The organism is Streptomyces sp. Qhu_M48 (assembly GCF_051305195.1).
In the GTDB taxonomy this organism is placed as follows: Bacteria; Actinomycetota; Actinomycetes; order Streptomycetales; family Streptomycetaceae; genus Streptomyces.
This window is the reverse complement of sequence record NZ_CP195432.1, coordinates 6,513,204-6,534,855: the sequence shown is the minus strand read 5'-3', so window position 1 is coordinate 6,534,855 and position 21,652 is coordinate 6,513,204. Positions and strand designations below refer to the sequence as shown.

Annotated in this window: 18 protein-coding genes, 1 tRNA gene and 1 pseudogene; 16 read left to right on the top strand and 4 right to left on the bottom strand. The window is 71.6% G+C overall.

The window, feature by feature from the left end; all coding sequences use genetic code 11:
• Window positions 1–71: 71 nt before the first annotated feature.
• Window positions 72–968: a non-homologous end-joining DNA ligase gene (ligD, locus tag ACRRSS_RS29160; protein WP_435974032.1), complete on the bottom strand. Its 897-nt coding sequence runs from the start codon at window positions 966–968 to the stop codon at window positions 72–74.
• Window positions 969–1,027: 59 nt separating this feature from the next.
• Here ligD and ACRRSS_RS29155 point away from each other — a divergent pair, with 59 nt between their 5' ends.
• Window positions 1,028–2,062, top strand: a complete 1,035-nt coding sequence (locus tag ACRRSS_RS29155) for a Ku protein (RefSeq protein WP_435974031.1) — start codon at window positions 1,028–1,030, stop codon at window positions 2,060–2,062.
• 75 nt (window positions 2,063–2,137) lie between these two features.
• On the opposite strand, the gene ACRRSS_RS29150 is transcribed toward ACRRSS_RS29155, so the two are convergent.
• From ACRRSS_RS29150 to ACRRSS_RS29140, 3 genes are all read right to left on the bottom strand, one after another.
• Window positions 2,138–3,865 (bottom strand): AAA family ATPase, encoded by a 1,728-nt coding sequence (locus tag ACRRSS_RS29150; RefSeq protein WP_435974030.1) that lies wholly within the window; start codon window positions 3,863–3,865, stop codon window positions 2,138–2,140.
• 281 nt (window positions 3,866–4,146) lie between these two features.
• Complete coding sequence (locus ACRRSS_RS29145) at window positions 4,147–4,839, bottom strand: HAD family hydrolase (protein WP_435974029.1); 693 nt, start codon at window positions 4,837–4,839, stop codon at window positions 4,147–4,149.
• Between the two features lie 572 nt (window positions 4,840–5,411).
• A tRNA-Arg gene (locus ACRRSS_RS29140) sits at window positions 5,412–5,483 on the bottom strand.
• A 160-nt stretch (window positions 5,484–5,643) separates the two neighbouring features.
• Here ACRRSS_RS29140 and ACRRSS_RS29135 point away from each other — a divergent pair.
• From ACRRSS_RS29135 to glyA, 15 genes and pseudogenes are all read left to right on the top strand, one after another.
• Complete coding sequence (locus ACRRSS_RS29135; protein ID WP_435974028.1) at window positions 5,644–6,126, top strand: response regulator; 483 nt, start codon at window positions 5,644–5,646, stop codon at window positions 6,124–6,126.
• Window positions 6,127–6,224: 98 nt separating this feature from the next.
• The gene (gene nrtL, locus ACRRSS_RS29130) at window positions 6,225–7,334 is read left to right on the top strand and encodes an ArgS-related anticodon-binding protein NrtL (protein ID WP_435974027.1); all 1,110 of its coding nucleotides are present in this window, start codon (window positions 6,225–6,227) and stop codon (window positions 7,332–7,334) included.
• A gap of 18 nt (window positions 7,335–7,352) precedes the next feature.
• Complete coding sequence (gene lysA / locus ACRRSS_RS29125; protein ID WP_435974026.1) at window positions 7,353–8,744, top strand: diaminopimelate decarboxylase; 1,392 nt, start codon at window positions 7,353–7,355, stop codon at window positions 8,742–8,744.
• Between the two features lie 136 nt (window positions 8,745–8,880).
• On the top strand, window positions 8,881–10,179 hold the full coding sequence (locus tag ACRRSS_RS29120) for a homoserine dehydrogenase (RefSeq protein WP_435975452.1): 1,299 nt from the start codon (window positions 8,881–8,883) through the stop codon (window positions 10,177–10,179).
• A gap of 6 nt (window positions 10,180–10,185) precedes the next feature.
• Window positions 10,186–11,256 carry a threonine synthase gene (gene thrC / locus ACRRSS_RS29115; protein WP_435974025.1) on the top strand — a complete coding sequence of 357 codons (1,071 nt, stop codon included), beginning with the start codon at window positions 10,186–10,188 and terminating at the stop codon, window positions 11,254–11,256.
• Window positions 11,257–11,548: 292 nt separating this feature from the next.
• Window positions 11,549–12,466: a homoserine kinase gene (gene thrB, locus ACRRSS_RS29110; RefSeq protein ID WP_435974024.1), complete on the top strand. Its 918-nt coding sequence runs from the start codon at window positions 11,549–11,551 to the stop codon at window positions 12,464–12,466.
• A 415-nt stretch (window positions 12,467–12,881) separates the two neighbouring features.
• Window positions 12,882–14,939, top strand: coding sequence for a transcription termination factor Rho (rho, locus tag ACRRSS_RS29105; protein WP_435974023.1), 2,058 nt, complete (start codon window positions 12,882–12,884; stop codon window positions 14,937–14,939).
• Window positions 14,940–15,133: 194 nt separating this feature from the next.
• Window positions 15,134–16,231, top strand: coding sequence for an LCP family glycopolymer transferase (locus tag ACRRSS_RS29100; RefSeq protein ID WP_435974022.1), 1,098 nt, complete (start codon window positions 15,134–15,136; stop codon window positions 16,229–16,231).
• 168 nt (window positions 16,232–16,399) lie between these two features.
• Entirely contained in the window at window positions 16,400–16,618 is a 219-nt protein-coding gene (gene rpmE, locus ACRRSS_RS29095; RefSeq protein WP_435974021.1) for a 50S ribosomal protein L31, read from the top strand.
• A gap of 97 nt (window positions 16,619–16,715) precedes the next feature.
• On the top strand, window positions 16,716–17,792 hold the full coding sequence (prfA, locus tag ACRRSS_RS29090) for a peptide chain release factor 1 (RefSeq protein WP_435974020.1): 1,077 nt from the start codon (window positions 16,716–16,718) through the stop codon (window positions 17,790–17,792).
• 56 nt (window positions 17,793–17,848) lie between these two features.
• Complete coding sequence (gene prmC, locus ACRRSS_RS29085; protein ID WP_435974019.1) at window positions 17,849–18,694, top strand: peptide chain release factor N(5)-glutamine methyltransferase; 846 nt, start codon at window positions 17,849–17,851, stop codon at window positions 18,692–18,694.
• 49 nt (window positions 18,695–18,743) lie between these two features.
• Entirely contained in the window at window positions 18,744–19,391 is a 648-nt protein-coding gene (locus tag ACRRSS_RS29080) for an L-threonylcarbamoyladenylate synthase (RefSeq protein ID WP_351895610.1), read from the top strand.
• On the top strand, window positions 19,388–20,035 hold the full coding sequence (locus tag ACRRSS_RS29075) for a protein-tyrosine-phosphatase (RefSeq protein ID WP_351895612.1): 648 nt from the start codon (window positions 19,388–19,390) through the stop codon (window positions 20,033–20,035). The genes ACRRSS_RS29080 and ACRRSS_RS29075 overlap by 4 nt, the downstream gene beginning before the upstream one ends.
• Window positions 20,036–20,141: 106 nt before the next feature.
• Window positions 20,142–20,246: pseudogene (locus ACRRSS_RS29070) on the top strand (protein-tyrosine-phosphatase); the annotation flags it as partial.
• A gap of 43 nt (window positions 20,247–20,289) precedes the next feature.
• Window positions 20,290–21,537: a serine hydroxymethyltransferase gene (glyA, locus tag ACRRSS_RS29065; RefSeq protein WP_435974018.1), complete on the top strand. Its 1,248-nt coding sequence runs from the start codon at window positions 20,290–20,292 to the stop codon at window positions 21,535–21,537.
• Window positions 21,538–21,652 lie beyond the last annotated feature (115 nt).

Sequence of the window (21,652 nt, the reverse complement as noted above, 5' to 3'; positions counted from 1 at the left end):
GCGTCCCCCGGTGCCACCCCCGGCGGGCCCGGGGGCCCCGTCGCCGCCCCCGGCCCCGCCCGCGGCCCCCTTCACGGCACCTCCCCCGCCCGCTCGGCCGCGAAAAGAGGGGCCAGGAGCTCCCCGTACCGCTCCAGACGTGGCGCGATGTCGTCCATGAGGAAGACCATGCCCTCGGGGTCCGAGCCGGGGCGGGCGCACTCCTCCACCTCCTCCCAGGTGACGGGGGCGGAGGCGGCGGGCCGGGCCCGCGCCCGCAGGGTGTAGGGGGTGGCGGTGGTCTTGGCGGCGGCGTTCTGGCTGTGGTCGACGAAGACCTTCCCCGGCCGCAGCGCCCTGGCCATCCGGTGCACGACCAGCTTCGGCAGCGCCGCCTCCGCCTCGACGGCGAGCCGGCGCGCGTACGCCGAGACATGCTCGGACGGCGTCGGCACCACCGGGACCAGCAGGTGCAGCCCCTTCGCGCCGGAGGTCTTCGCGAAGGCGTCGAGACCGTCGGCGGCGAGCCGCTCGCGCAGGTGGAGGGCGACCCGGCAGCACTCGACGACCGTCGCGGGCGGCCCCGGGTCGAGGTCGAACACGAGGCGGTCGGCGACGGCGGGTGAGGCGGCCCGCCACTGCGGCGTGTGGAACTCCACGACGAGGTTCGCCGCCCACATCAGCGAGGGCAGGTCCTCGATCACGACCTGCCGCGCCCGGGGGTCCTCGGAACGGGGCACGGGGGTGGTCCTCACCCAGGAGGGTGTGCCGGGCGGCGGATTCTTGGTGAAGAACAGCTGCCCGTCCGGACCGTCGGGGTAGCGCAGGAAGGAGACCGGACGGTCGCGCAGATGCGGCAGGATCGCGGCCCCCACGGTCGCGTAGTAGTGGAGCAGCTCACCCTTGGTGGTGCCGGTGACCGGGTGGAGGACCTTCCCCAGGTTGCTCAGCGTGAGGCGTCGCCCCTCCACCTCCGTGATCGGCGTCATACGATGAGAATCCCACGATTGCCGACAAAGAGTACTGATCCGACCGGAAGGAACGAAACGTGCGATCCATCTGGAACGGCGCCATATCCTTCGGCCTGGTCAGCATCCCGATCAAGCTGGTGAACGCCACCGAGAGCCACTCCGTCTCCTTCCGCCAGATCCACACCGAGGACGGCGGCCGCGTCCGCTACAAGAAGGTGTGCGAGCTCGACGGCGAGGAGGTCCCCCAGGCGGAGATCGGCAAGGCGTACGAGGACGCCGACGGGTCCATGATCCCGATCACCGAGGAGGACCTGTCCGCGCTGCCGCTGCCCACGGCCAGGACCATCGAGATCGTGGCGTTCGTGCCCGCCGGCGAGATCGACCCGCTCCAGATGGACGCCGCCTACTACCTCTCGGCGAACGGCGTCCCCGCGGCGAAGCCGTACACCCTGCTCCGCGAGGCGCTCAAGCGCAGCGACAAGGTGGCCGTCGCCAAGTACGCCCTCCGGGGACGGGAACGGCTCGGCATGCTCAGGGTCGTGGACGACGTGATCGCCATGCACGGCCTGCTCTGGCCCGACGAGATCCGCGCCCCCGAAGGAGTCGCCCCCGAGACCCCGGTCACCGTCCGCGACGCCGAACTCGACCTGGCGGACGCTCTGATGGCCACCCTCGGCGAGGTCGACATCACCACGCTGCACGACGACTACCGCACCGCGGTGGAGGAGCTGATCGCGGCGAAGGCGGAGGGCGGCGAGGGCGTCCCGGCCCCGGCCCAGGGGGAGGAGTCCGGCGGCGGCCAGGTCATCGACCTGATGGCGGCCCTGGAGAACAGCGTGAGGGCGGCGAAGGAGGCCCGCGGTGAGGACGCGGTGGTGACCGAACTCAAACCGCGCGCGACGCCGAAGGCCACGGACACGAAGAAGTCCACGTCCCGCGCGCCGGCGAAGAAGACGGCTGCCCCGGCCCACAAGTCGACGTCGACGAAGAAGACGGCGGCGAAGAAGACCGCGACGAAGTCGACGGCGAAGACCACGGCGAAGAAGACCCAGGCGAAGGCCCCGGCGAAGACGCAGACGAAGAAGTCGACCCCACGCAAGCGGACAGCCTGACACGGGCACGCGAAGGGCCCCGGGTCTCCTACTGGCGGCCTTACACCGCCAGGTGTGGGCCCCGGGTCTCGGGTCTCACCCGGTGGCGGAACGCAACTCCTCATAGGCCGTGTTGATGTCCACGAAGCGCACGGTGGTCAGGTCCTCCCGACTCGGGGCGCTGCTCTCGCCGTGCGTGTCGTACAGGCGCAGATCGCGCGCCGAGGCGGCCTTGCGGCAGAGCTCGCGCGCGAACCGCCCGTTGCCGAGCTGGTCCACCAGGCCCTCCCGTACGACGCGGTGGAAGTGCGCGTCGAGCGCGGTGGCCGCGTCCTCGTCGAGCGCGTCGCCCTGGGACTCCAGCACCCCACGCGCGATCCGCAGGAGCTCCTCCGCCGAGTACGAGGGGAAGTCGACCCGCGTGTTGAAGCGGGAGGTGAGCCCGGGGTTCGCGGCCAGGAGCCGGGTCATCTCCTCCGGGTAGCCGGCCAGGATCACGACGAGCCGGTCGCGGTCGTCCTCGGCGCGCTTGAGCAGCACCTGGAGGGCCTCGTCGCCGAAGGCGTCGCCACCGGAGTAGCCGCTGTTGGAGAGCGCGTACGCCTCGTCGACGAAGAGGACGCCACCGAGGGCGGAGTCGATGACCGCGCTGGTCTTGAGGGCCGTCGAACCGAGGTGCTGCCCCACGAGGTCGACCCGCTGTGTCTCGACCACCTGACCCGTCTCCAGCATGCCGAGCCCGGCGAAGATGTCGCCGATGATGCGGGCCACGGTCGTCTTGCCCGTGCCCGGCGGACCGGCGAAGACGAAGTGCTGCGGCCCGGCGGTCGCCGGAAGGCCCTGCTCCTTGCGCACGGTGGCCATCCGGAGCTGGGCGACGAGGGTCCGCACCTGACGCTTGACGGGGTCGAGGCCGATCATGCGGTCGAGGCGGGCGAGGGCCTCGTCGAGCAGGCTCTCCGTGTCGCCGGCGCCGGCGGCCCCGGACGGAGGTGCCTCGGCCGAGGGCCCCTGCCGAGCCGGCGCCGGTACGGGGGCCGGTGCGGGCGCGGGAGCGGGAGCGGAAGGCGGCTCGGGAACGCGGGCCCGGGCGCGCTGGGCGACATCGAACAGGTGGGGGGAGCAGCGGTAGGCGTACTGGAACTGGCGCAGGGCCTTGTCGTGCTCACCGAGGCCCTCGTGGGCGAGACCGCGCAGATAGGCGACCTCGGCCTCGAACCTCCCGCCGCGCTCCAGGGAACGGGGGAGCGGGGCGACGGTGCTCAGGACCTCGTGGAAGACGTGCTGGTCGGCGAGGGCGTAGCCGACGTACAACAGGGCCTCGTCGCTGAGGAACGTGTCGCCGATCCCGCGCGAGTACTCCAGGACCAGCGGCCAGTTCTTCTTGAGGAAGGCGTAGCGGGTACAGAGGAACCGGGTCTCGTCACAGTCGAGGAGGGCGGTCAGCAGCCTCGGCTCGGCCACGTCGACACGGCCCTCGGTGAGCAGCTTCGCCAGGCCGGCCAACCAGAGGTCACGCGCGGTCTCCAGCCGGAAGGTGACGTAGACGCCCAGGTCGAACCGGGAGTGCAGCGTCAGTCCGGCCCGCGCCCGCAGCGCCCCGAACGACCGCCGGTGCGCCTCCATGGCATCGACCGCCTCGTCCCGCCGTCGACCGGTGGCGTGGAGCCCGAGCCACGCGTCTGCGGCCGTCGGGTCGTACTCCAGGGCCTCGTCGAACCGAAGCGCCGCCCGGTCGAACTGCCCCTGCCGGAGCAGCGCCACCCCTTCGCCCCAGACCCGCTCGCACTTCCTGGCGGACCGCCTGGACACGTCGCCGGCCACGGTTCCTCCTGTACGCACCCTCATGACGTCTCATCAGCACGTCACCCCCGAAAGCGATCCGTCAGAGCGTAGTACCCCTCCACCCGCCCAGACCCTCCACCCAGCCAGGCCTTCCGCCCTACCAGGACTTCAGGCCGAAGCCTCACGGGGCCACGGACCGACGCACGCACGGAGTCCGCGACCTCGCGGGGGTCACCGCCGTCACCGCCGGACCCTCAGCCGGCGCCCGCTCCATCCCGGAGACGGAGCACTCCCGCCGGAGCCCCCCTGTGGCCGCTCTGCTACGTCGTGGTGAGTGCGTCGGCGATGGCGTGCATGTCCTCGGTGATGACGTCGGCCTGTGCCTCGGTGAACTGATCTGACGCATGGGGCTTGTTGGCGTAACCGATCACTGTCGCCCCGGCCGCGTGGGCCGCCTGGATGTCCGTGAGCGAGGCGCCGATCAGAGTGCAGCTCGTGACGTCGATGTGCATCTGCTCGGCTGCCGTGATGAGCGGGAACGGGTTCGGCTTCATCAGGTGTGGCTGCTCCGCGGGCCGACCCACGATCTTCGTGACGTACTCCTCCAGGCCGTGCAGCTTCAGGAAGGCCTGCACGCACTCGGCCGAGTTGTCGCTCACCACCGCTACGCCTCGGCCCGCCGAACGCGCGGCCTGGAAGGCTTCCGCTGCTCCTGGCGTCGGCTGGCCCGCCACCGCGACGGCTCGGACCTCGGCGGCCGTGAGGGCCTGCTCGATCTTCTGGCCCAGGCCGGTGTCGGCCTCGTGCGCGATGCGCAGGACCTCGATCGGGTCGTCCGTCTGGGCGGCCTTCGCGCCCGCGGCTTCGTCCTGGGCGGAGAGCAGGGCGGTCAGCTCCCGCGCGACCTCGGGAGCCGGCAGTCCCGCGAACACGTCGCACACGGGCCCGTCGAAGTCGAAGAGGAGGACGCGGGCGTTCGCCAGGGTCTCGATGAGCGGGTCGGCGTCTGTCACGGTCGAAGTTCCTTCCGATGGTCTCCCGGACGCTGTCGAACCACATCCGGGCTTGCTGGACCTCATGGGCTCCGCCCGAGGATTCGCCGTCGTAGCGAGGGGGAGAGGAGGACGGGTCCTTGCTTACCAGGTCGTAGTCCTCCATCGTCTCGCCCCGGGCGACGACCTTGTCGCGGCGGATCGGGTAGCACCCGAAGAACGCGTCCTCGTCGTCGACCACGGAGAGCCCGACCAACTGCGTGCCGCTGTCTGCGCGAACGCTGAACTGGTCTCCGCGACCACGCCGAGTCCGAGCTCGGTGATGGCGTCCAGGATGCTGCTTGTGTAGCCGACCATGATGTCACGCGTGCGGTCGCGGCCGTCGGCGCCGTGCTCCCCGCGCAGGGGCGCGGTGCGCAGGATCTCGCCGGCGCATCCGGCGAAGTGGTCTCCTCGTCGACGTACTGCCGGGCGCGGCAGGAGGCGCGAGAACTCACGCTCCTGCTCGGCGCCGCGGCCCGCCCGCACATACAACAAGACCCCGTTCTCAGCGTTTCCGCTGATCACGGGGTCTGTGTGGCACTTCTGCGAAGTGCCCCCGGCAGGATTCGAACCTGCGCACACGGCTCCGGAGGCCGTTGCTCTATCCCCTGAGCTACGGGGGCGTCCGCCGCGTTCGGCGGCGACGGGTAGAACCCTACCAGCTCTGCGGGAGTGGCTGTGAACAGGTATTTCCGGGGTGTCACCAGGGGCTCGGTCCCCCGCACGGGTCAGAAGTGGGTAAAACCCGGACGCGGCCGTCGGGGGCGGCCTACTCTCGTTCGTGTGTCAGGCGTGCCCGGCCGGGTGCTCGTTGTCGACGACAACAAGGTGATCCGGCAGTTGATCAGGGTCAATCTCGAACTCGAGGGGTTCGAGGTCGTGACCGCGGCCGATGGTGCCGAGTGTCTGGATGTCGTACATCGGGTTCGTCCTGATGTCGTCACCCTCGACGTCGTCATGCCCCGCCTGGACGGGATCAGGACGGCGGAGCGGCTACGCGCCGATCCGCGGACCAGCCATCTCCCGGTCGCGATCATCAGCGCCTGCGGGGAGCACGAGGTCGCCGGTGGGGCCGCCTCCGGTGTCGACGCGTTCCTCGCCAAGCCCTTCGAGCCCGCCGAGCTCGTGCTCGTCGTACGTCAGTTGATGCACCGCGAGCGGCGCGAGCGGCCGGAGGCGGCCGGGCCCGACGGGGGAGAGGAACCGGCCGCAGTCGACGGCCGGCAGGAGCCCCGACGCGCCGGGAGCGCGCCCCGCCCGCACTGAGCCCGGTCGCATGGGCCGTGCGGCCTCGCCACGGCCGGGGTGCCCGCATGGCGAAACCGGTTCGCTTTCCGCCCCCCCTCCTCCCCTACGCTTGTCCCGTGACCCCCGCGGACCTCTCCCTCACCGTGCTGCACGCCGTGCGCCGCGCGGTCGACGACGGTGCGCTGCGGGTCGACGTACCCCCGGTCGTCAAGGTCGAGCGGGCCCGCCCCGGCGGGGTCGGGGAGTACGCCAGCAACATCGCCCTCACCCTCGCGCGGCCCGCCGGGCGCACCGCCCTCGACGTGGCCGGGATCCTTCGGGAACGCCTCCGTGACGCCCCGGGGCTCCGGGGCGTCGAGATCACCGGGCCCGGATTCCTGAACTTCACCCTCCGCCGCGAGGCCGGTGCCGAGCTCGTGCGCGCGATCCGCGAGGCCGGGAGCGCGTACGGGAGCAGCACCGCCCTCGCCGGGACCGCGCCCGTCCGCTTCGCCGGCCCCGGTGACCTTGCCCGCCCGGGTGGCCTCGGTGAGCAGAGTGACGTCGGTGAGCCGAGTGACCTCAGTGGCCCGGGCGCTCCGGCCGGAACGGCCCGCACGGCCCGAACGGCCCGCACCGCCCGCACCCTCCGCCCAGCCGACCTGACAGAGTCGCGGGCCCTGATCGTCACCGCGACCGTCGTTCGACTGCTTCGGGGGCAGGGGGCCGACGCCGGGTTCGGTGGCGACGAGCGGGTTCATGTGCGGCCGGGGGAGTACCGGCCCGAGGTGCTCGGTGTCGACGCCGCCCGGTGGGCCCTGCTCCGGCCCGCGCCGCAGGACCGGCCCCTCGACGGGGCGCCCCTCCTCGTCCAGCACGAGCGCAACCCGCTCTTCCGCGTCCGGTACGCGCACTCCCGGGTCCGCAGGCTGCTCGCCAACGCGGCGCGGCTCGGCTTCGGTCCCGCGTACGAGACCCCCGTCGACGCACCCGAACTCCTCGGCCTCCTCGGCGACCACCCCCGCGTCCTTCTGGCCGCCGCCCGCCACCGCGCCCCCGACCGGGTCGCCCGGCATCTGGAGGCCACCGCCGACGCGCTGCTCGCGTTCCAGCACACCGTTCTGCCGCTCGGCGACGAGAAACCCTCGGCCGCCCACCGTTCCCGGCTGGCGCTCGCCGAAGCCGCCGGGACGGTGCTCGCCGGTGGCCTCTCCGTGCTCGGCATCAGCGCACCCGACCGGATCTGAGAGAGCAGAAGAACAGACATGAGCCGTTCCGCCCACCCCGCAGGGCCCCGTCACGCCGACGTCCTCCCCGAGGGCCACTACTCGGCGCCGCCCGCCGACCTCAACGTCCTCGACCCCAAGGTGTGGTCCCGGACCGTCGAGAGGGACGAGCGCGGCGTCGTCACCGTCGGCGGGCTGAGCGTGACCGACCTCGCCGAGGAGTTCGGGACCCCCGCCTACTTCCTCGACGAGGCCGACTTCCGCGCCCGCTGCCGCGCCTGGGCCGAGGCCTTCGGCAAGGACGCCGACGTCTTCTACGCGGGGAAGGCGTTCCTCTCGCGTGCCGTCGTGCGGTGGCTCAAGGAAGAGGGGCTGAACCTCGACGTGTGCTCCGGCGGGGAGCTCACCACCGCCCTCTCCGCCGGGATGCCGGCCGAGCGCATCGCCTTCCACGGCAACAACAAGAGCGAGGACGAGATCCGTACGGCCGTCGAGGCCGGGGTCGGGCGCATCGTGCTCGACTCCTTCCAGGAGATCGTCCGCGTCGCCCACGTCGCCGAGTCCCTCGGCCGCCGCCAGCCCGTGCAGATCCGGGTGACCGTCGGCGTCGAGGCCCATACGCACGAGTTCATCGCCACCGCCCACGAGGACCAGAAGTTCGGCGTCGCGCTCGCCGGCGGCCAGGCCGCCGAGGCCGTGCGCAGGGCCCTGAAGCTCGACGGCCTCGAGCTCATCGGCATCCACTCGCACATCGGGTCGCAGATCTTCGACATGGCCGGGTTCGAGGTCTCCGCGCGGCGCGTCGTCCAGCTCCTCGCCGAGGTGCGGGACGAGCACGGCGTCGAGCTGCCCGAGATCGACCTCGGCGGCGGGCTCGGCATCGCGTACACCTCGGACGACGACCCGCGCGAGCCGCACGAGATCGCGAAGGCGCTCCACGAGATCGTGGCGCGGGAGTGCGAGGCCGCCGGGCTCCGTACCCCTCGTATCTCCGTCGAGCCCGGGCGGGCCATCGTCGGGCCCACCGCCTTCACCCTCTACCGGGTCGGCACGATCAAGCCGCTCGAAGGCCTGCGGACGTACGTCAGCGTCGACGGCGGCATGTCGGACAACATCCGCACCGCCCTGTACGACGCCGAGTACAGCGTCAGCCTCGTCTCGCGGACCAGCGACGCCGCGCCCATGCTCTCCCGGGTGGTCGGCAAGCACTGCGAGAGCGGTGACATCGTCGTACGGGACGCGTTCCTCCCCGCCGACCTGGCGCCCGGCGACCTCATCGCCGTGCCGGCCACCGGCGCGTACTGCCGCTCCATGGCCAGCAACTACAACCACGCGCTCCGGCCGCCCGTCGTCGCCGTCCGCGACGGCGAGGCGAGGGTGATCGTGCGGCGCGAGACGGAGGAAGATCTCCTGCGCCTCGACGTCGGATGATGAAATAGTCGAGTGATGAAATAGATGTCTCAGGATCCGGACGAGGGGCGGAAACCCCCGTCCGGTGAGTGAGACTGGTTCCACCGTAGAGATACGACCGTAGAGATACGAAGTAGGACGAGAAAGAGGTCGGATGATGCGTACGCGTCCGCTGAAGGTGGCGCTGCTGGGCTGTGGAGTGGTCGGCTCAGAGGTGGCGCGCATCATGACGACGCACGCCGACGACCTCGCCGCGCGCATCGGCGCCCCGGTCGAGCTCGCCGGCGTGGCGGTCCGCCGCCCGGACAAGGTCCGCGAGGGCATCGCGCCCGAGCTGATCACCACCGACGCCACCGCCCTCGTCAAACGGGGGGACATCGACGTCATCGTCGAGGTCATCGGCGGGGTCGAGCCGGCCCGCACCCTCATCACCACCGCCTTCGAGCACGGCGCCTCCGTCGTCTCGGCGAACAAGGCGCTCCTCGCCCAGGACGGCGCGAGCCTCTACGCCGCCGCCGAGGAGCACGGCCAGGACCTCTACTACGAGGCCGCCGTCGCCGGCGCGATCCCGCTGATCAGGCCGCTGCGCGAGTCCCTCGCCGGCGACAAGATCAACCGCGTGATGGGCATCGTCAACGGAACGACGAACTTCATCCTCGACAAGATGGACAGCTCCGGCGCCGGGTACTCCGAGGCGCTCGACGAGGCCACCGCCCTCGGGTACGCCGAGGCCGACCCGACCGCCGACGTCGAGGGCTTCGACGCCGCCGCCAAGGCCGCCATCCTCGCCGGGATCGCCTTCCACACGCGCGTGCGCCTCGACGACGTCTACCGCGAGGGCATGACCGAGGTCACCGCCGCCGACTTCGCCTCCGCCAAGCGGATGGGCTGCACCATCAAGCTGCTCGCCATCTGCGAGCGCGCCGCCGACGGCGGCTCGGTCACCGCGCGCGTGCACCCCGCGATGATCCCGCTCAGCCACCCGCTCGCCTCCGTCCGCGAGGCGTACAACGCGGTCTTCGTCGAGGCGGACGCGGCCGGGCAGCTCATGTTCTACGGCCCCGGCGCCGGTGGCGCTCCGACCGCCTCGGCCGTCCTCGGCGACCTCGTCGCCGTCTGCCGGAACAAGCTCGACGGGACCACCGGTCCCGGCGAGTCCGCGTACACCCAGCTGCCCGTGAGCTCCATGGGCGAGGTCGTGACGCGGTACCACATCAGCCTCGACGTGGCCGACAAGCCGGGCGTCCTCGCCCAGGTAGCGACGGTCTTCGCCGAGCACGGCGTATCCATCGACACGGTGCGCCAGCAAGGCCGCCAAGACGGATTCGGCGAGGCCTCCCTCGTCGTCGTCACCCACCGCGCGCCCGACGCAGCCCTTTCGGGGACTGTCGAGGCGCTGCGCAAGCTCGACACCGTGCGCGGTGTCGCCAGCATCATGCGTGTTGAAGGGGAGTAAGGACCCATGACCCACAAGGGCACCCACCAGTGGCGCGGCATCATCGAGGAATACCGGGACCGCCTTCCGGTCACGGACACGACGCCGGTCGTCACGCTCCGTGAGGGCGGCACGCCGCTCGTACCCGCTCAGGTCCTCTCCGAGCGCACGGGCTGCGAGGTGCACCTCAAGGTCGAGGGCGCCAACCCCACCGGCTCGTTCAAGGACCGGGGCATGACCATGGCCATCTCCAAGGCCAAGGAGGAGGGGGCGCAGGCCGTCATCTGCGCCTCCACCGGCAACACCTCCGCCTCGGCCGCGGCCTACGCGGTACGCGCCGGAATGGTGTCGGCCGTCCTCGTGCCGCAGGGCAAGATCGCCCTCGGCAAGATGGGCCAGGCCCTCGTGCACGGCGCGAAGATCCTCCAGGTCGACGGCAACTTCGACGACTGCCTGACCCTGGCCCGCAGTCTCTCCGAGAACTACCCGGTGGCGCTGGTCAATTCGGTCAACCCGGTCCGCATCGAGGGCCAGAAGACCGCTGCGTTCGAGATCGTGGACATGCTGGGCGACGCGCCCGACATCCACGTCCTCCCCGTGGGCAACGCCGGCAACATCACGGCGTACTGGAAGGGGTACCGCGAGTACGCCGCCGACAAGCTGGCGAGCCGCACCCCGCGCATGTGGGGCTTCCAGGCCTCCGGTTCCGCCCCGCTGGTACGCGGCGAGATCGTCAAGGACCCGTCGACGATCGCCACCGCGATCCGCATCGGCAACCCGGCCTCGTGGGACTACGCGATCGCCGCGCGCGACGAGTCGGGCGGCTTCATCGACGAGGTGACGGACCGTGAGATCCTGCGCGCCTACCGCCTGTTGGCCGCCCAGGAGGGTGTCTTCGTCGAGCCCGCCTCGGCCGCCTCGGTCGCCGGTCTGCTGAAGGCCGCCGAGCAGGGCAAGGTCGACCCCGGCCAGACGATCGTCTGCACGGTCACCGGCAACGGGCTCAAGGACCCCGACTGGGCCGTCGCCGGCGCGCCGCAGCCGGTCACCGTCCCGGTCGACGCGGCCGCCGCCGCCGAGCGGCTCGGCCTGGCCTGATCCCACCCCCCGCGCGAGGAGCGGCACCCGTTCCCCGCGCGGGGAAGCGCACTGATCGAAACCCGATCAGGAACGTACATAGGCGCACAGGTTGGCTCGCGACACGCATCGTGCGCCTCCTGTGCGCCCTATGTCGCGGCAGAACCTTCCTTCGATAGGCTGTACCGAACCCGCCCCGACGCATATGCGCGGTGTTGTTGCCGTTGTCGCCTCCGTGGCCGAAACGGACCCCGGGTTTCCGAGTACTTCTCTTGAACTACCCGTTGTCGCAATCAAGGAGAGTCATCGAGCGATGGCCGGTCCCGCGTTCCGCGCCGCCGCCGTACGGGTGCGCGTCCCCGCCACCAGCGCCAATCTCGGTCCGGGCTTCGACGCCTTCGGCCTGTCGCTGGGTCTCTACGACGACGTCGTCGTCCGTGTCGCCGACTCCGGGCTGCACGTCGACATCGCCGGCGAGGGGGCCGAGACGCTCCCGCGCGACGAGAGCCACCTGCTCGTACGCTCCCTGCGCACGGCCTTCGACCTGCTCGGCGGGCAGCCGCGCGGCCTCGAGGTCGTCTGCGCCAACCGCATCCCGCACGGCCGCGGCCTCGGCTCCTCCTCCGCCGCCATCTGCGCCGGCATCGTCGCCGCCCGCGCCGTGACCATAGGCGGCGACGCCAGGCTCGACGAGGCCGCCCTCCTGGAGCTGGCCACCGAGATCGAGGGCCACCCCGACAACGTCGCCGCCTGTCTCCTCGGCGGATTCACGCTCGCCTGGACCGAGTCCGGCGCCGCGCGGGCGATCAGGATGGATCCCTCGGACTCCATCGCTCCCGTGGTGTTCGTCCCCGGGAAGCCCGTACTGACCGAGACCGCCCGCGGACTCCTGCCGCGCACCGTCCCCCACGTGGACGCCGCGGCCAACGCCGGGCGCGCCGCCCTCCTCGTCGAGGCCCTGACCCGCCGCCCCGAGCTGCTGCTCGCGGCCACCGAGGACCGGCTGCACCAGGAGTACCGGGCGCCCGCGATGCCGGACAGCATCGCCCTGGTGAATCGGCTGCGGGCGGACGGCGTCCCCGCGGTCATCTCCGGCGCCGGCCCCACCGTGCTCGCGCTGGCCGAACACGGGACGGCCGACAAGGTCACCCGACTGGCGGGCGAGGGCTGGGCCGCGAACCGGCTCGACCTCGACGCGTCCGGAGCGAGCGTCCTTCCGCTCGCGCCCTAGGCGCGCGGCGGCCGGACGCCGGGCAGCGTCCGGGACAGGAGATTGCCGGTGAGGGAGAGGGGGAATGTTTGTCGGAGCCGGTAGTGTTAACCTCAAGACAGCACCCGGCGCCTTTGTGGCGCGGTGCTGAGTGTCCCCCTCAGGGACCACCGATTCTTCCGAGAGCCTCCCCAACTGCCTGAGCAGCCTGCCTGTGCAGTTTCGAGCACGCTCCGGAACCGGCACGACACCCCTCGCTCTTCTTTCCAGTGAGGGCCGAGCAGGGGGCGCTCGGGCCGGACCCAGCACGTTTCTCTCCGCCGTACCCGGCGGGACCACCGCCCCGGACACGGTCCACCCACACGGGACCGCTGCCGGACAGCACAACCGGTCGCCGAGCCAGATGGCCGACGTCCGCTCCAGGGAAGGACCCTTCGTGAGCGACACCACCGATCTGATGGGCGTGACTGCCGACAGCAGTGTCGACGCCGCCGCGCCCGCCGCAGGTGCTGCCACCGGCGGCACCGCACGGCGCCGCCGCTCCGGCACCGGCCTCGAGGGCATGGTCCTGGCCGAGCTGCAGCAGGTCGCGTCGGGCCTCGGCATCAGGGGCACCGCGCGTATGCGCAAGAGCCAGCTGATCGAGGTCATCAAGGAGGCGCAGGCCGGTGGAGGCTCCGCCGCCCCCGCCAAGGCCTCCGACGCCGTCGAGACCAAGCCGAAGCGCCGCGCCACCTCCAAGACCCGTACGGGTGAGACCGCTGCCGAGGCCGCCGAGCCCAAGGCGGAGAAGGCCGAGAAGGCCGTCGCCCAGCAGCAGATCGACATCCCGGGCCAGCCGGCCTCCGACGACCAGCCCGCGGGCGAGCGTCGTCGTCGCCGTGCCACCGCCCCCGCCGGTTCGCCGGAGGGCGAGACCAAGGCCGAGGCCGCGCAGGTCGTCAGGACCGAGGCCCGTACCGAGGTCAAGACCGACGCGGGCACCGACACCAAGGCCGAGGCCGCCGTCGACGGCGCCGAGGGCCGTGGCCGCCGTGACCGCGGCGAGCGGGGCGAGCGTGGGGAGCGCGGCGAGCGCCGTGAGCGCCGGGACCGTCAGCGCGACCGCGGCAAGGGCGACGAGCAGCAGGGCGGTGGCCAGGGCGGCCAGCGCCAGCGCCAGGGCGGCCAGAGCCAGGGCCAGGGCCAGCAGGTCCAGAGCCAGGGCCAGCAGGGCGGCCAGCAGGCCGGTCCGCAGGACGACTACGACGACGAGGCCGGCGGCCGCCGCGGGCGTCGGGGCCGTTACCGCGACCGTCGTGGGCGCCGTGGCCGTGACGACTTCCAGGCCGGCGAGCCGCAGGTGGCCGACGACGACGTCCTGATCCCCGTCGCGGGCATCCTCGACATCCTCGACAACTACGCGTTCATCCGGACCTCGGGCTACCTGCCCGGTCCGAACGACGTGTACGTCTCCCTCGCCCAGGTCCGCAAGAACGGTCTGCGCAAGGGTGACCACGTCACCGGCGCCGTGCGTCAGCCGAAGGACGGCGAGCGCCGCGAGAAGTTCAACGCGCTGGTCCGCCTCGACTCGGCGAACGGCATGGCCGCCGACTCCGGCCGCGGCCGCCCCGAGTTCAACAAGCTGACCCCGCTCTACCCGCAGGACCGGCTCCGACTGGAGACCGACCCGGGCGTCCTGACGACTCGGATCATCGACCTCGTCGCGCCGATCGGCAAGGGCCAGCGCGGTCTGATCGTGGCCCCGCCGAAGACCGGCAAGACCATGATCATGCAGGCGATCGCCAACGCGATCACGGTCAACAACCCCGAGTGCCACCTGATGGTCGTCCTGGTCGACGAGCGTCCGGAAGAGGTCACCGACATGCAGAGGTCGGTCAAGGGCGAGGTCATCTCCTCGACCTTCGACCGTCCGGCCGAGGACCACACCACCGTCGCCGAGCTGGCCATCGAGCGCGCCAAGCGTCTCGTGGAGCTGGGTCACGACGTGGTCGTCCTGCTCGACTCGATCACCCGCCTGGGCCGCGCGTACAACCTCGCGGCGCCGGCCTCCGGCCGCATCCTGTCCGGTGGTGTCGACTCGACCGCGCTCTACCCGCCGAAGCGCTTCTTCGGTGCCGCGCGCAACATCGAGGACGGCGGCTCGCTGACCATCCTCGCGACCGCGCTCGTCGACACCGGTTCGCGCATGGACGAGGTGATCTTCGAGGAGTTCAAGGGCACCGGCAACATGGAGCTCAAGCTCGACCGGAAGCTCGCCGACAAGCGCATCTTCCCGGCCGTCGACGTCGACGCCTCGGGTACGCGCAAGGAAGAGATCCTGCTCGGCGCCGACGAGCTCGCCGTCACCTGGAAGCTGCGTCGCGTGCTGCACGCGCTCGACCAGCAGCAGGCGATCGAGCTGCTGCTCGACAAGATGAAGCAGACGAAGTCGAACGGCGAGTTCCTCCTCCAGATCCAGAAGACCACCCCTGGAGGGAACAGCAACGACTGACGCGAGAGCCGCGTCACACGACGGAAGGCGGACCCCGCGTCCGTAACCCTGTCGTGACCTGCGTAAACACCGCGCCCACCGTGCCCCGCACGGTGGGCGCGGTGCTGTGCTCACCCAAACCTCACAGGTCCGTATGCAACCCTTTCGGGTGCTTCGCCGTCACACATGGTGAAACCGAGGGCCGAGGGAAGACGATGACCGAGCAGAGCAAGAGCGGCCGAATAGGCGGCGCGGGAAGCGGCCGCCGCCGCAAGCCCGCCGCCAAGCGCAGCCGCCGAACGGCGATCCTGGCGTCCGGGGCCGCAGCCGTCCTGGTGCTCGGCGGCGCCGGACTCGGATACGTGTACGTCAAGCTCGACGGCAACATCGAGGGCGTCGACATCAACGCCCAGCTGGGCGTTGACCGCCCCGACGACGTCGACGACGGGTCCATGGACATCCTCGTCCTCGGCTCCGACTCCCGCTCCGGCGACAACGGCGCCTACGGACAGGACGAGGGCGGCGCCCGCTCCGACACCGCGATGGTCGTCCACGTCCACGAGGGCCGCAAGAAGGCCAGCGTCGTCTCCGTACCCCGCGACACCCTCGTCGACCGGCCGGCCTGCACCGACCAGCGGGGCACCACCGTCGCCGCCGAGCGACGGGCCATGTTCAACACCGCGTACGAGGCCGGCGGCCCCGCCTGCGCCGTCAAGACCGTCGAGTCGATGTCCGGCATCCGCATGGACCACTACATCGAGGTCGACTTCACCGGCTTCAAGAAGCTCATCGACGAACTCGGCGGTGTGGAGATCACCACCACCGCCGCCATCAAGGACAGCAAGAGCCACCTCGACCTCGCACCGGGCACCCACACCCTCGACGGCGAGCAGTCCCTCGGCCTCGTCCGCACCCGCAAGAGCGTCGGCGACGGCAGCGACCTCGGCCGCATCCAGCTCCAGCAGGCCTTCATGAAGGCCTTCATCGACCAGGTCAAGGACGTCGGCGTCCTCACCAACCCGAAGAAGCTCCTCGGCCTCGCCGACGCCGCCACCAAGGCCATCACCCCCGACTCCGAACTCGACTCGGTCCAGGAGCTCATGGGCTTCGCCAAGGGCCTCTCCGGCATCGGCGCCCAGAGCGTCCACATGGTCACCCTGCCCGTCGAGTACGACCCCCGGGACCCCAACCGCGTCATCCCCCTCGAAGCCCAGTCGCGGCAGGTCTGGACGGCCCTGAGGAAGGACCTGCCGATCCCCGCGTCGGCGACGAAGGACGCGGCCACCGGCAAGGCCGACGGTGTCGTGAAGTAGCCGCCCGGCCACGGTCGCGAACCGTCACGGAACGCCAGGGAATACCTGCGGCCCGACCCCGGTTTTGGGAGATACGGCCGGTCCTGGCAGACTGGTACGTCGGCCCCGGTTCACGTCTGCCGCAATCCGCGGCGGCGACCCGGAGCCCTCCCGAAACTAGGAGACACCTTGAAGCGCGAGATCCACCCCGAGTACGTCGAGACCCAGGTCAGCTGCACCTGTGGCGCGTCGTTCACCACCCGGAGCACCCTGACCGACGGCGCCATCCGTGCCGAGGTCTGCTCCGAGTGCCACCCGTTCTACACGGGCAAGCAGAAGATCCTCGACACCGGCGGCCGCGTCGCCCGCTTCGAGGCCCGCTTCGGCAAGGCCGCCGGCTCCAAGTAGCGAGCCCCTGCGCCGGTCCACGGTCGCCCCGCGCGGGTGACCGGGACCGGCGCTTTGCCGTCCCCGTAGCAACTGACGAAAACCCCAGGAGCCCCCGATGTTCGAGGCGGTCGAGGAACTGGTCGGCGAGCACGCCGACCTGGAGACGAAGCTCGCGGACCCCTCGGTCCACGCCGATCAGGCGAACGCGCGCAAGCTCAGCAAGCGCTACGCCGAGCTGACCCCGATCGTCGCCACCTACCGGGCCTGGAAGCGGACCGGTGACGACATCGAGACCGCCCGCGAGTTCGCGCACGACGACCCCGACTTCGCCGCCGAGGTCAAGCAGCTGGAGAGGGAGCGCGAGGAGCTCACCGACAGGCTCCGCCTGCTGCTCGTCCCGCGCGACCCCAGCGACGACAAGGACGTCATCCTGGAGATCAAGGCGGGCGCGGGCGGCGACGAGTCCGCCCTCTTCGCCGGCGACCTGCTCCGGATGTACCTCCGGTACGCCGAGCGCGTCGGCTGGAAGACCGAGATCATCGACGCCACCGAGTCCGAGCTGGGCGGCTACAAGGACGTCCAGGTCGCCGTGAAGACCAAGGGCGGCAACGGCGCCACCGAGCCCGGCCAGGGCGTCTGGGCCCGCCTCAAGTACGAGGGCGGCGTGCACCGCGTGCAGCGCGTGCCCGCGACCGAGTCGGCCGGCCGCATCCACACCTCCGCCGCCGGCGTGCTCGTCACGCCCGAGGCCGAGGAGGTCGAGGTCGAGGTCCACGCCAACGACCTGCGGATCGACGTCTACCGCTCGTCCGGCCCCGGCGGCCAGTCGGTCAACACCACCGACTCCGCCGTCCGCATCACCCACCTGCCGACCGGCATCGTCGCCTCCTGCCAGAACGAGAAGAGCCAGCTCCAGAACAAGGAGCAGGCCATGCGCATCCTGCGGTCCCGGCTCCTCGCCGCCGCGCAGGAGGAGGCCGAGTCCAAGGCCGCCGACGCCCGCCGCAGCCAGGTCCGAACCGTCGACCGGTCCGAGAAGATCCGTACGTACAACTTCCCGGAGAACCGGATCTCGGACCACCGCGTCGGATTCAAGGCGTACAACCTCGACCAGGTGCTCGACGGTGACCTCGACTCCATGATCCAGGCGTGCGTCGACGCCGACTCGGCCGCGAAGCTCGCCGCGGCGTAAGCGGCCCCAGTGGCGTAAGTTCCCCAAGCCCCACCCCCGCACCACGGAGGACCAGCGTGAACCTGCTGCTTGCCGAGGTGGCCCAGGCCACCCAGCGGCTGGCCGACGCCGGCGTTCCCTCACCGCGTTTCGACGCCGAGGAGCTCGCCGCGTTCGTGCACGGCGTCAAGCGGGGGGAGCTGCACAACGTCAAGGACGCGGACTTCGACGCCCGCTACTGGGAGACGGTCGCCCGCCGCGAGGCCCGCGAACCCCTCCAGCACATCACCGGGCGGGCGTTCTTCCGGTACCTGGAGCTCCAGGTCGGACCCGGGGTCTTCGTGCCCCGGCCGGAGACCGAGTCGGTCGTCGGCTGGGCCATAGACGCCGTCCGCGCCATGGACGTCGTCGAACCCCTCATCGTCGACCTCTGCACCGGCTCCGGCGCCATCGCCCTCGCCATGGCCCAGGAGGTGCCGCGCTCGCGCGTGCACGCCGTGGAGCTCTCCGACGACGCCCTCGTGTGGACCCGGAGGAACGCCGAGGGCTCCCGCGTCACCGTCCACCAGGGGAACGCGCTCAGCGCCCTCCCCGAGCTGGACGGCCAGGTCGACCTGGTCATCTCCAACCCGCCGTACATCCCGCTCACCGAGTGGGAGTACGTCGCCCCCGAGGCCCGCGACCACGACCCGCAGATGGCCCTCTTCTCCGGCGAGGACGGCCTCGACACCATCCGTGGCATCGAGCGCACCGCCCACCGGCTGCTGCGCCCCGGCGGCCTCGTCGTCATCGAGCACGCGGACACCCAGGGCGGGCAGGTGCCGTGGATCTTCAACGAAGAGGCCGGCTGGGCCGACGCCGCCGACCACCCGGACCTGAACAACCGGCCGCGCTTCGCGACCGCCCGCAAGGCAATGCCATGACTGTCATGACCGCCATGACGAACGACGTGTACGAGGAGGCCGGGAACTGATGGCACGGCGATACGACTGCAACGAGGCGACCGACCGTGTGACAGGTCTGCGCGAGGCCGCGTCCGCCGTCCGCCGGGGCGAGCTGGTCGTGCTGCCCACCGACACCGTGTACGGGATCGGGGCGGACGCCTTCAGCAGCGAGGCCGTGGCGGATCTGCTCGCCGCCAAGGGCCGGGGCCGCAACATGCCCACGCCCGTGCTCATCGGCTCCCCGAACACCCTCCACGGCCTGGTCACGGACTTCTCCGAGCAGGCCTGGGAGCTCGTCGACGCCTTCTGGCCCGGCGCCCTCACCCTCGTCGCCAAGCACCAGCCGTCCCTCCAGTGGGACCTCGGCGACACCCGGGGCACCGTCGCCATCCGCATGCCGCTGCACCCGGTCGCGATCGAGCTGCTCACCGAGGTCGGCCCGATGGCCGTCTCCTCGGCCAACCTCACCGGCCACCCGTCGCCGGAGGACTGCGACGCCGCCCAGCAGATGCTCGGCGACTCCGTCTCCGTCTACCTCGACGGCGGCCCGACCCCCGGCATCGTCCCCTCGTCCATCGTCGACGTCACGGGCAAGGTCCCGGTGCTGCTGCGCGAGGGCGCGCTCTCGCCGGAGGAGCTCCGGAAGGTCGTACCCGACCTCGAGGTGGCACATTGACCGCCCCTGAGGGGCGTGGCATAGCGGGGTTCGACGACAGCAGCACCTTCCGCATCCTCCACGTCAGCACCGGCAACGTCTGCCGCTCGCCGATCACCGAGCGGCTGACCCGCCATGCCCTGAGCGACCGCCTCGGCGACCCTCTCGGCGGCGGCCTGATCGTGGAGAGCGCGGGCACCTGGGGCCACGAGGGCGCCCCGATGGAGGCCAACGCGGAACTCGTCCTCGCCGACTTCGGCGCGGACTACAGCGGCTTCGTGGGGCGCGAGCTCCTCGACGAGCACGTCATCCGCGCGGACCTCGTCCTCACCGCGACCCGCGACCACCGCGCGCAGGTCATCTCCATGGGCCACTCGGCGGGTCTGCGCACCTTCACCCTGAAGGAGTTCACCCGCCTGGTCCGCGCGATCGACCCGGCCACCCTCCCGGACGCCCACGACGAGGGCATGGTGGAACGCGCCCGCGCCCTGGTCCGCGCGGCGGCGGCTCTACGCGGGTGGCTCCTGGCCCCCTCGGTGGACGCGGACGAGGTCAACGACCCGTACGGCGCCCCCATCACGTTCTTCCGCTCGATCGGCGACGAGATCAACCAGGCGCTCGACCCCGTGGTGACGGCGCTGACGGGTGTGCGGGCGCGCGACTGACGTCTGCCGGGTGACCCGTCCGGCGGACGGAGTCCGGCGCAGCGGCCCGATGCCCGTGAGGCCCCTCGGGGCCGAGTGGTGCGAGGGGTGCGTCGGGGATCGGGTCCCGTACGGCGCCCCCATCACGTTCTTCCGCTCGATCGGCGACGAGATCAACCAGGCGCTCGACCCCGTGGTGACGGCGCTGACGGATGTGCGGGCGCGCGACTGAGCTTCGACGGGCGGGCCGGGGGGTGGCTGCCTACATTGGGGACATGCCGGTCACCGCGCCCCCCGATGAGGATCTCGACGTCCTGCGCCGACAGGACCCCGAGGTCGCCGACGTGCTGCTCGGTGAGGTGCGGCGGCAGGCCGACAGTCTGCAGCTGATCGCCGCCGAGAACTTCACCTCGGCCGCCGTCCTCGCGGCCCTCGGCTCCCCGCTCGCCAACAAGTACGCCGAGGGCTATCCCGGCGCACGGCACCACGGCGGCTGCGAGTACGTCGACGCCGCCGAGCGGATCGCCGTGGAGCGGGCCACCGCGCTCTTCGGAGCCGACCACGCGAACGTGCAGTCCCACTCGGGCTCCTCGGCCGTCCTGGCGGCGTACGCGGCCCTTCTCAGGCCCGGTGACACGGTCCTGGCCATGGGCCTGGAGCACGGCGGCCACCTCACGCACGGTTCGCCCGCCAACTTCTCCGGTCGCTGGTTCGACTTCGTCCCGTACGGCGTCGACGCCGAGACCGGGCTCGTCGACTACGAGCAGGTCGCCGCGCTCGCCCGCCACCACCGCCCCAAGGCGATCGTCTGCGGCTCGATCTCGTACCCCCGCCACCTCGACTACGCGGTCTTCCGCGAGATCGCCGACGAGGTCGGCGCCTATCTGATCGCCGACGCGGCCCACCCCATCGGCCTGGTCGCCGGGGGAGCGGCCCCCAACCCCGTCCCGTACGCCGACGTGGTCTGCGCGACCACCCACAAGGTGCTGCGCGGTCCGCGCGGCGGGCTGATCCTCTGCGGCGAGGAGCTCGCGGGTCGGATCGACCGGGCGGTGTTCCCGTTCACCCAGGGCGGCGCCCAGATGCACACGATCGCGGCGAAGGCGGTGGCCTTCGGCGAGGCGTCCACCCCGGCCTTCACCGCGTACGCCCATCAGGTGGTAGAGCACGCCCGGGTGCTCGCGGCCGCCCTCGCCGCCGAGGGCTTCGCGCTGACCACCGGCGGCACCGACACCCACCTCATCACCGCCGACCCCGCGCCCCTCGGCGTCGACGGACGGACCGCCCGCGCCCGGCTCGCCGCCGCCGGCATGGTCCTCGACACCTGCGCCCTCCCGTACGGGGAGGGGCGCGGCATCCGGCTCGGTACGGCCGCCGTCACCACCCAGGGCATGGGCGCCCCCGAGATGGCCCGGATCGCCGCGCTGTTCACCGTCGCGCTGCGCGACGACGCCTCGGAGACCGCTCGGGCACGGGCGGAGGTACGGGCGCTGACCGGGCGTTTTCCCCCGTATGGACGCTGAGCGAGAACCGGGGAAAGTCCGCGTGCAACCGTTCTCGGGGTACAGGTGTCTCCAAGCACATGGACGGCACGGCTAGGGTGTGGGGCTGAGATGGCCAGCTATTCCTGTGGGGCAG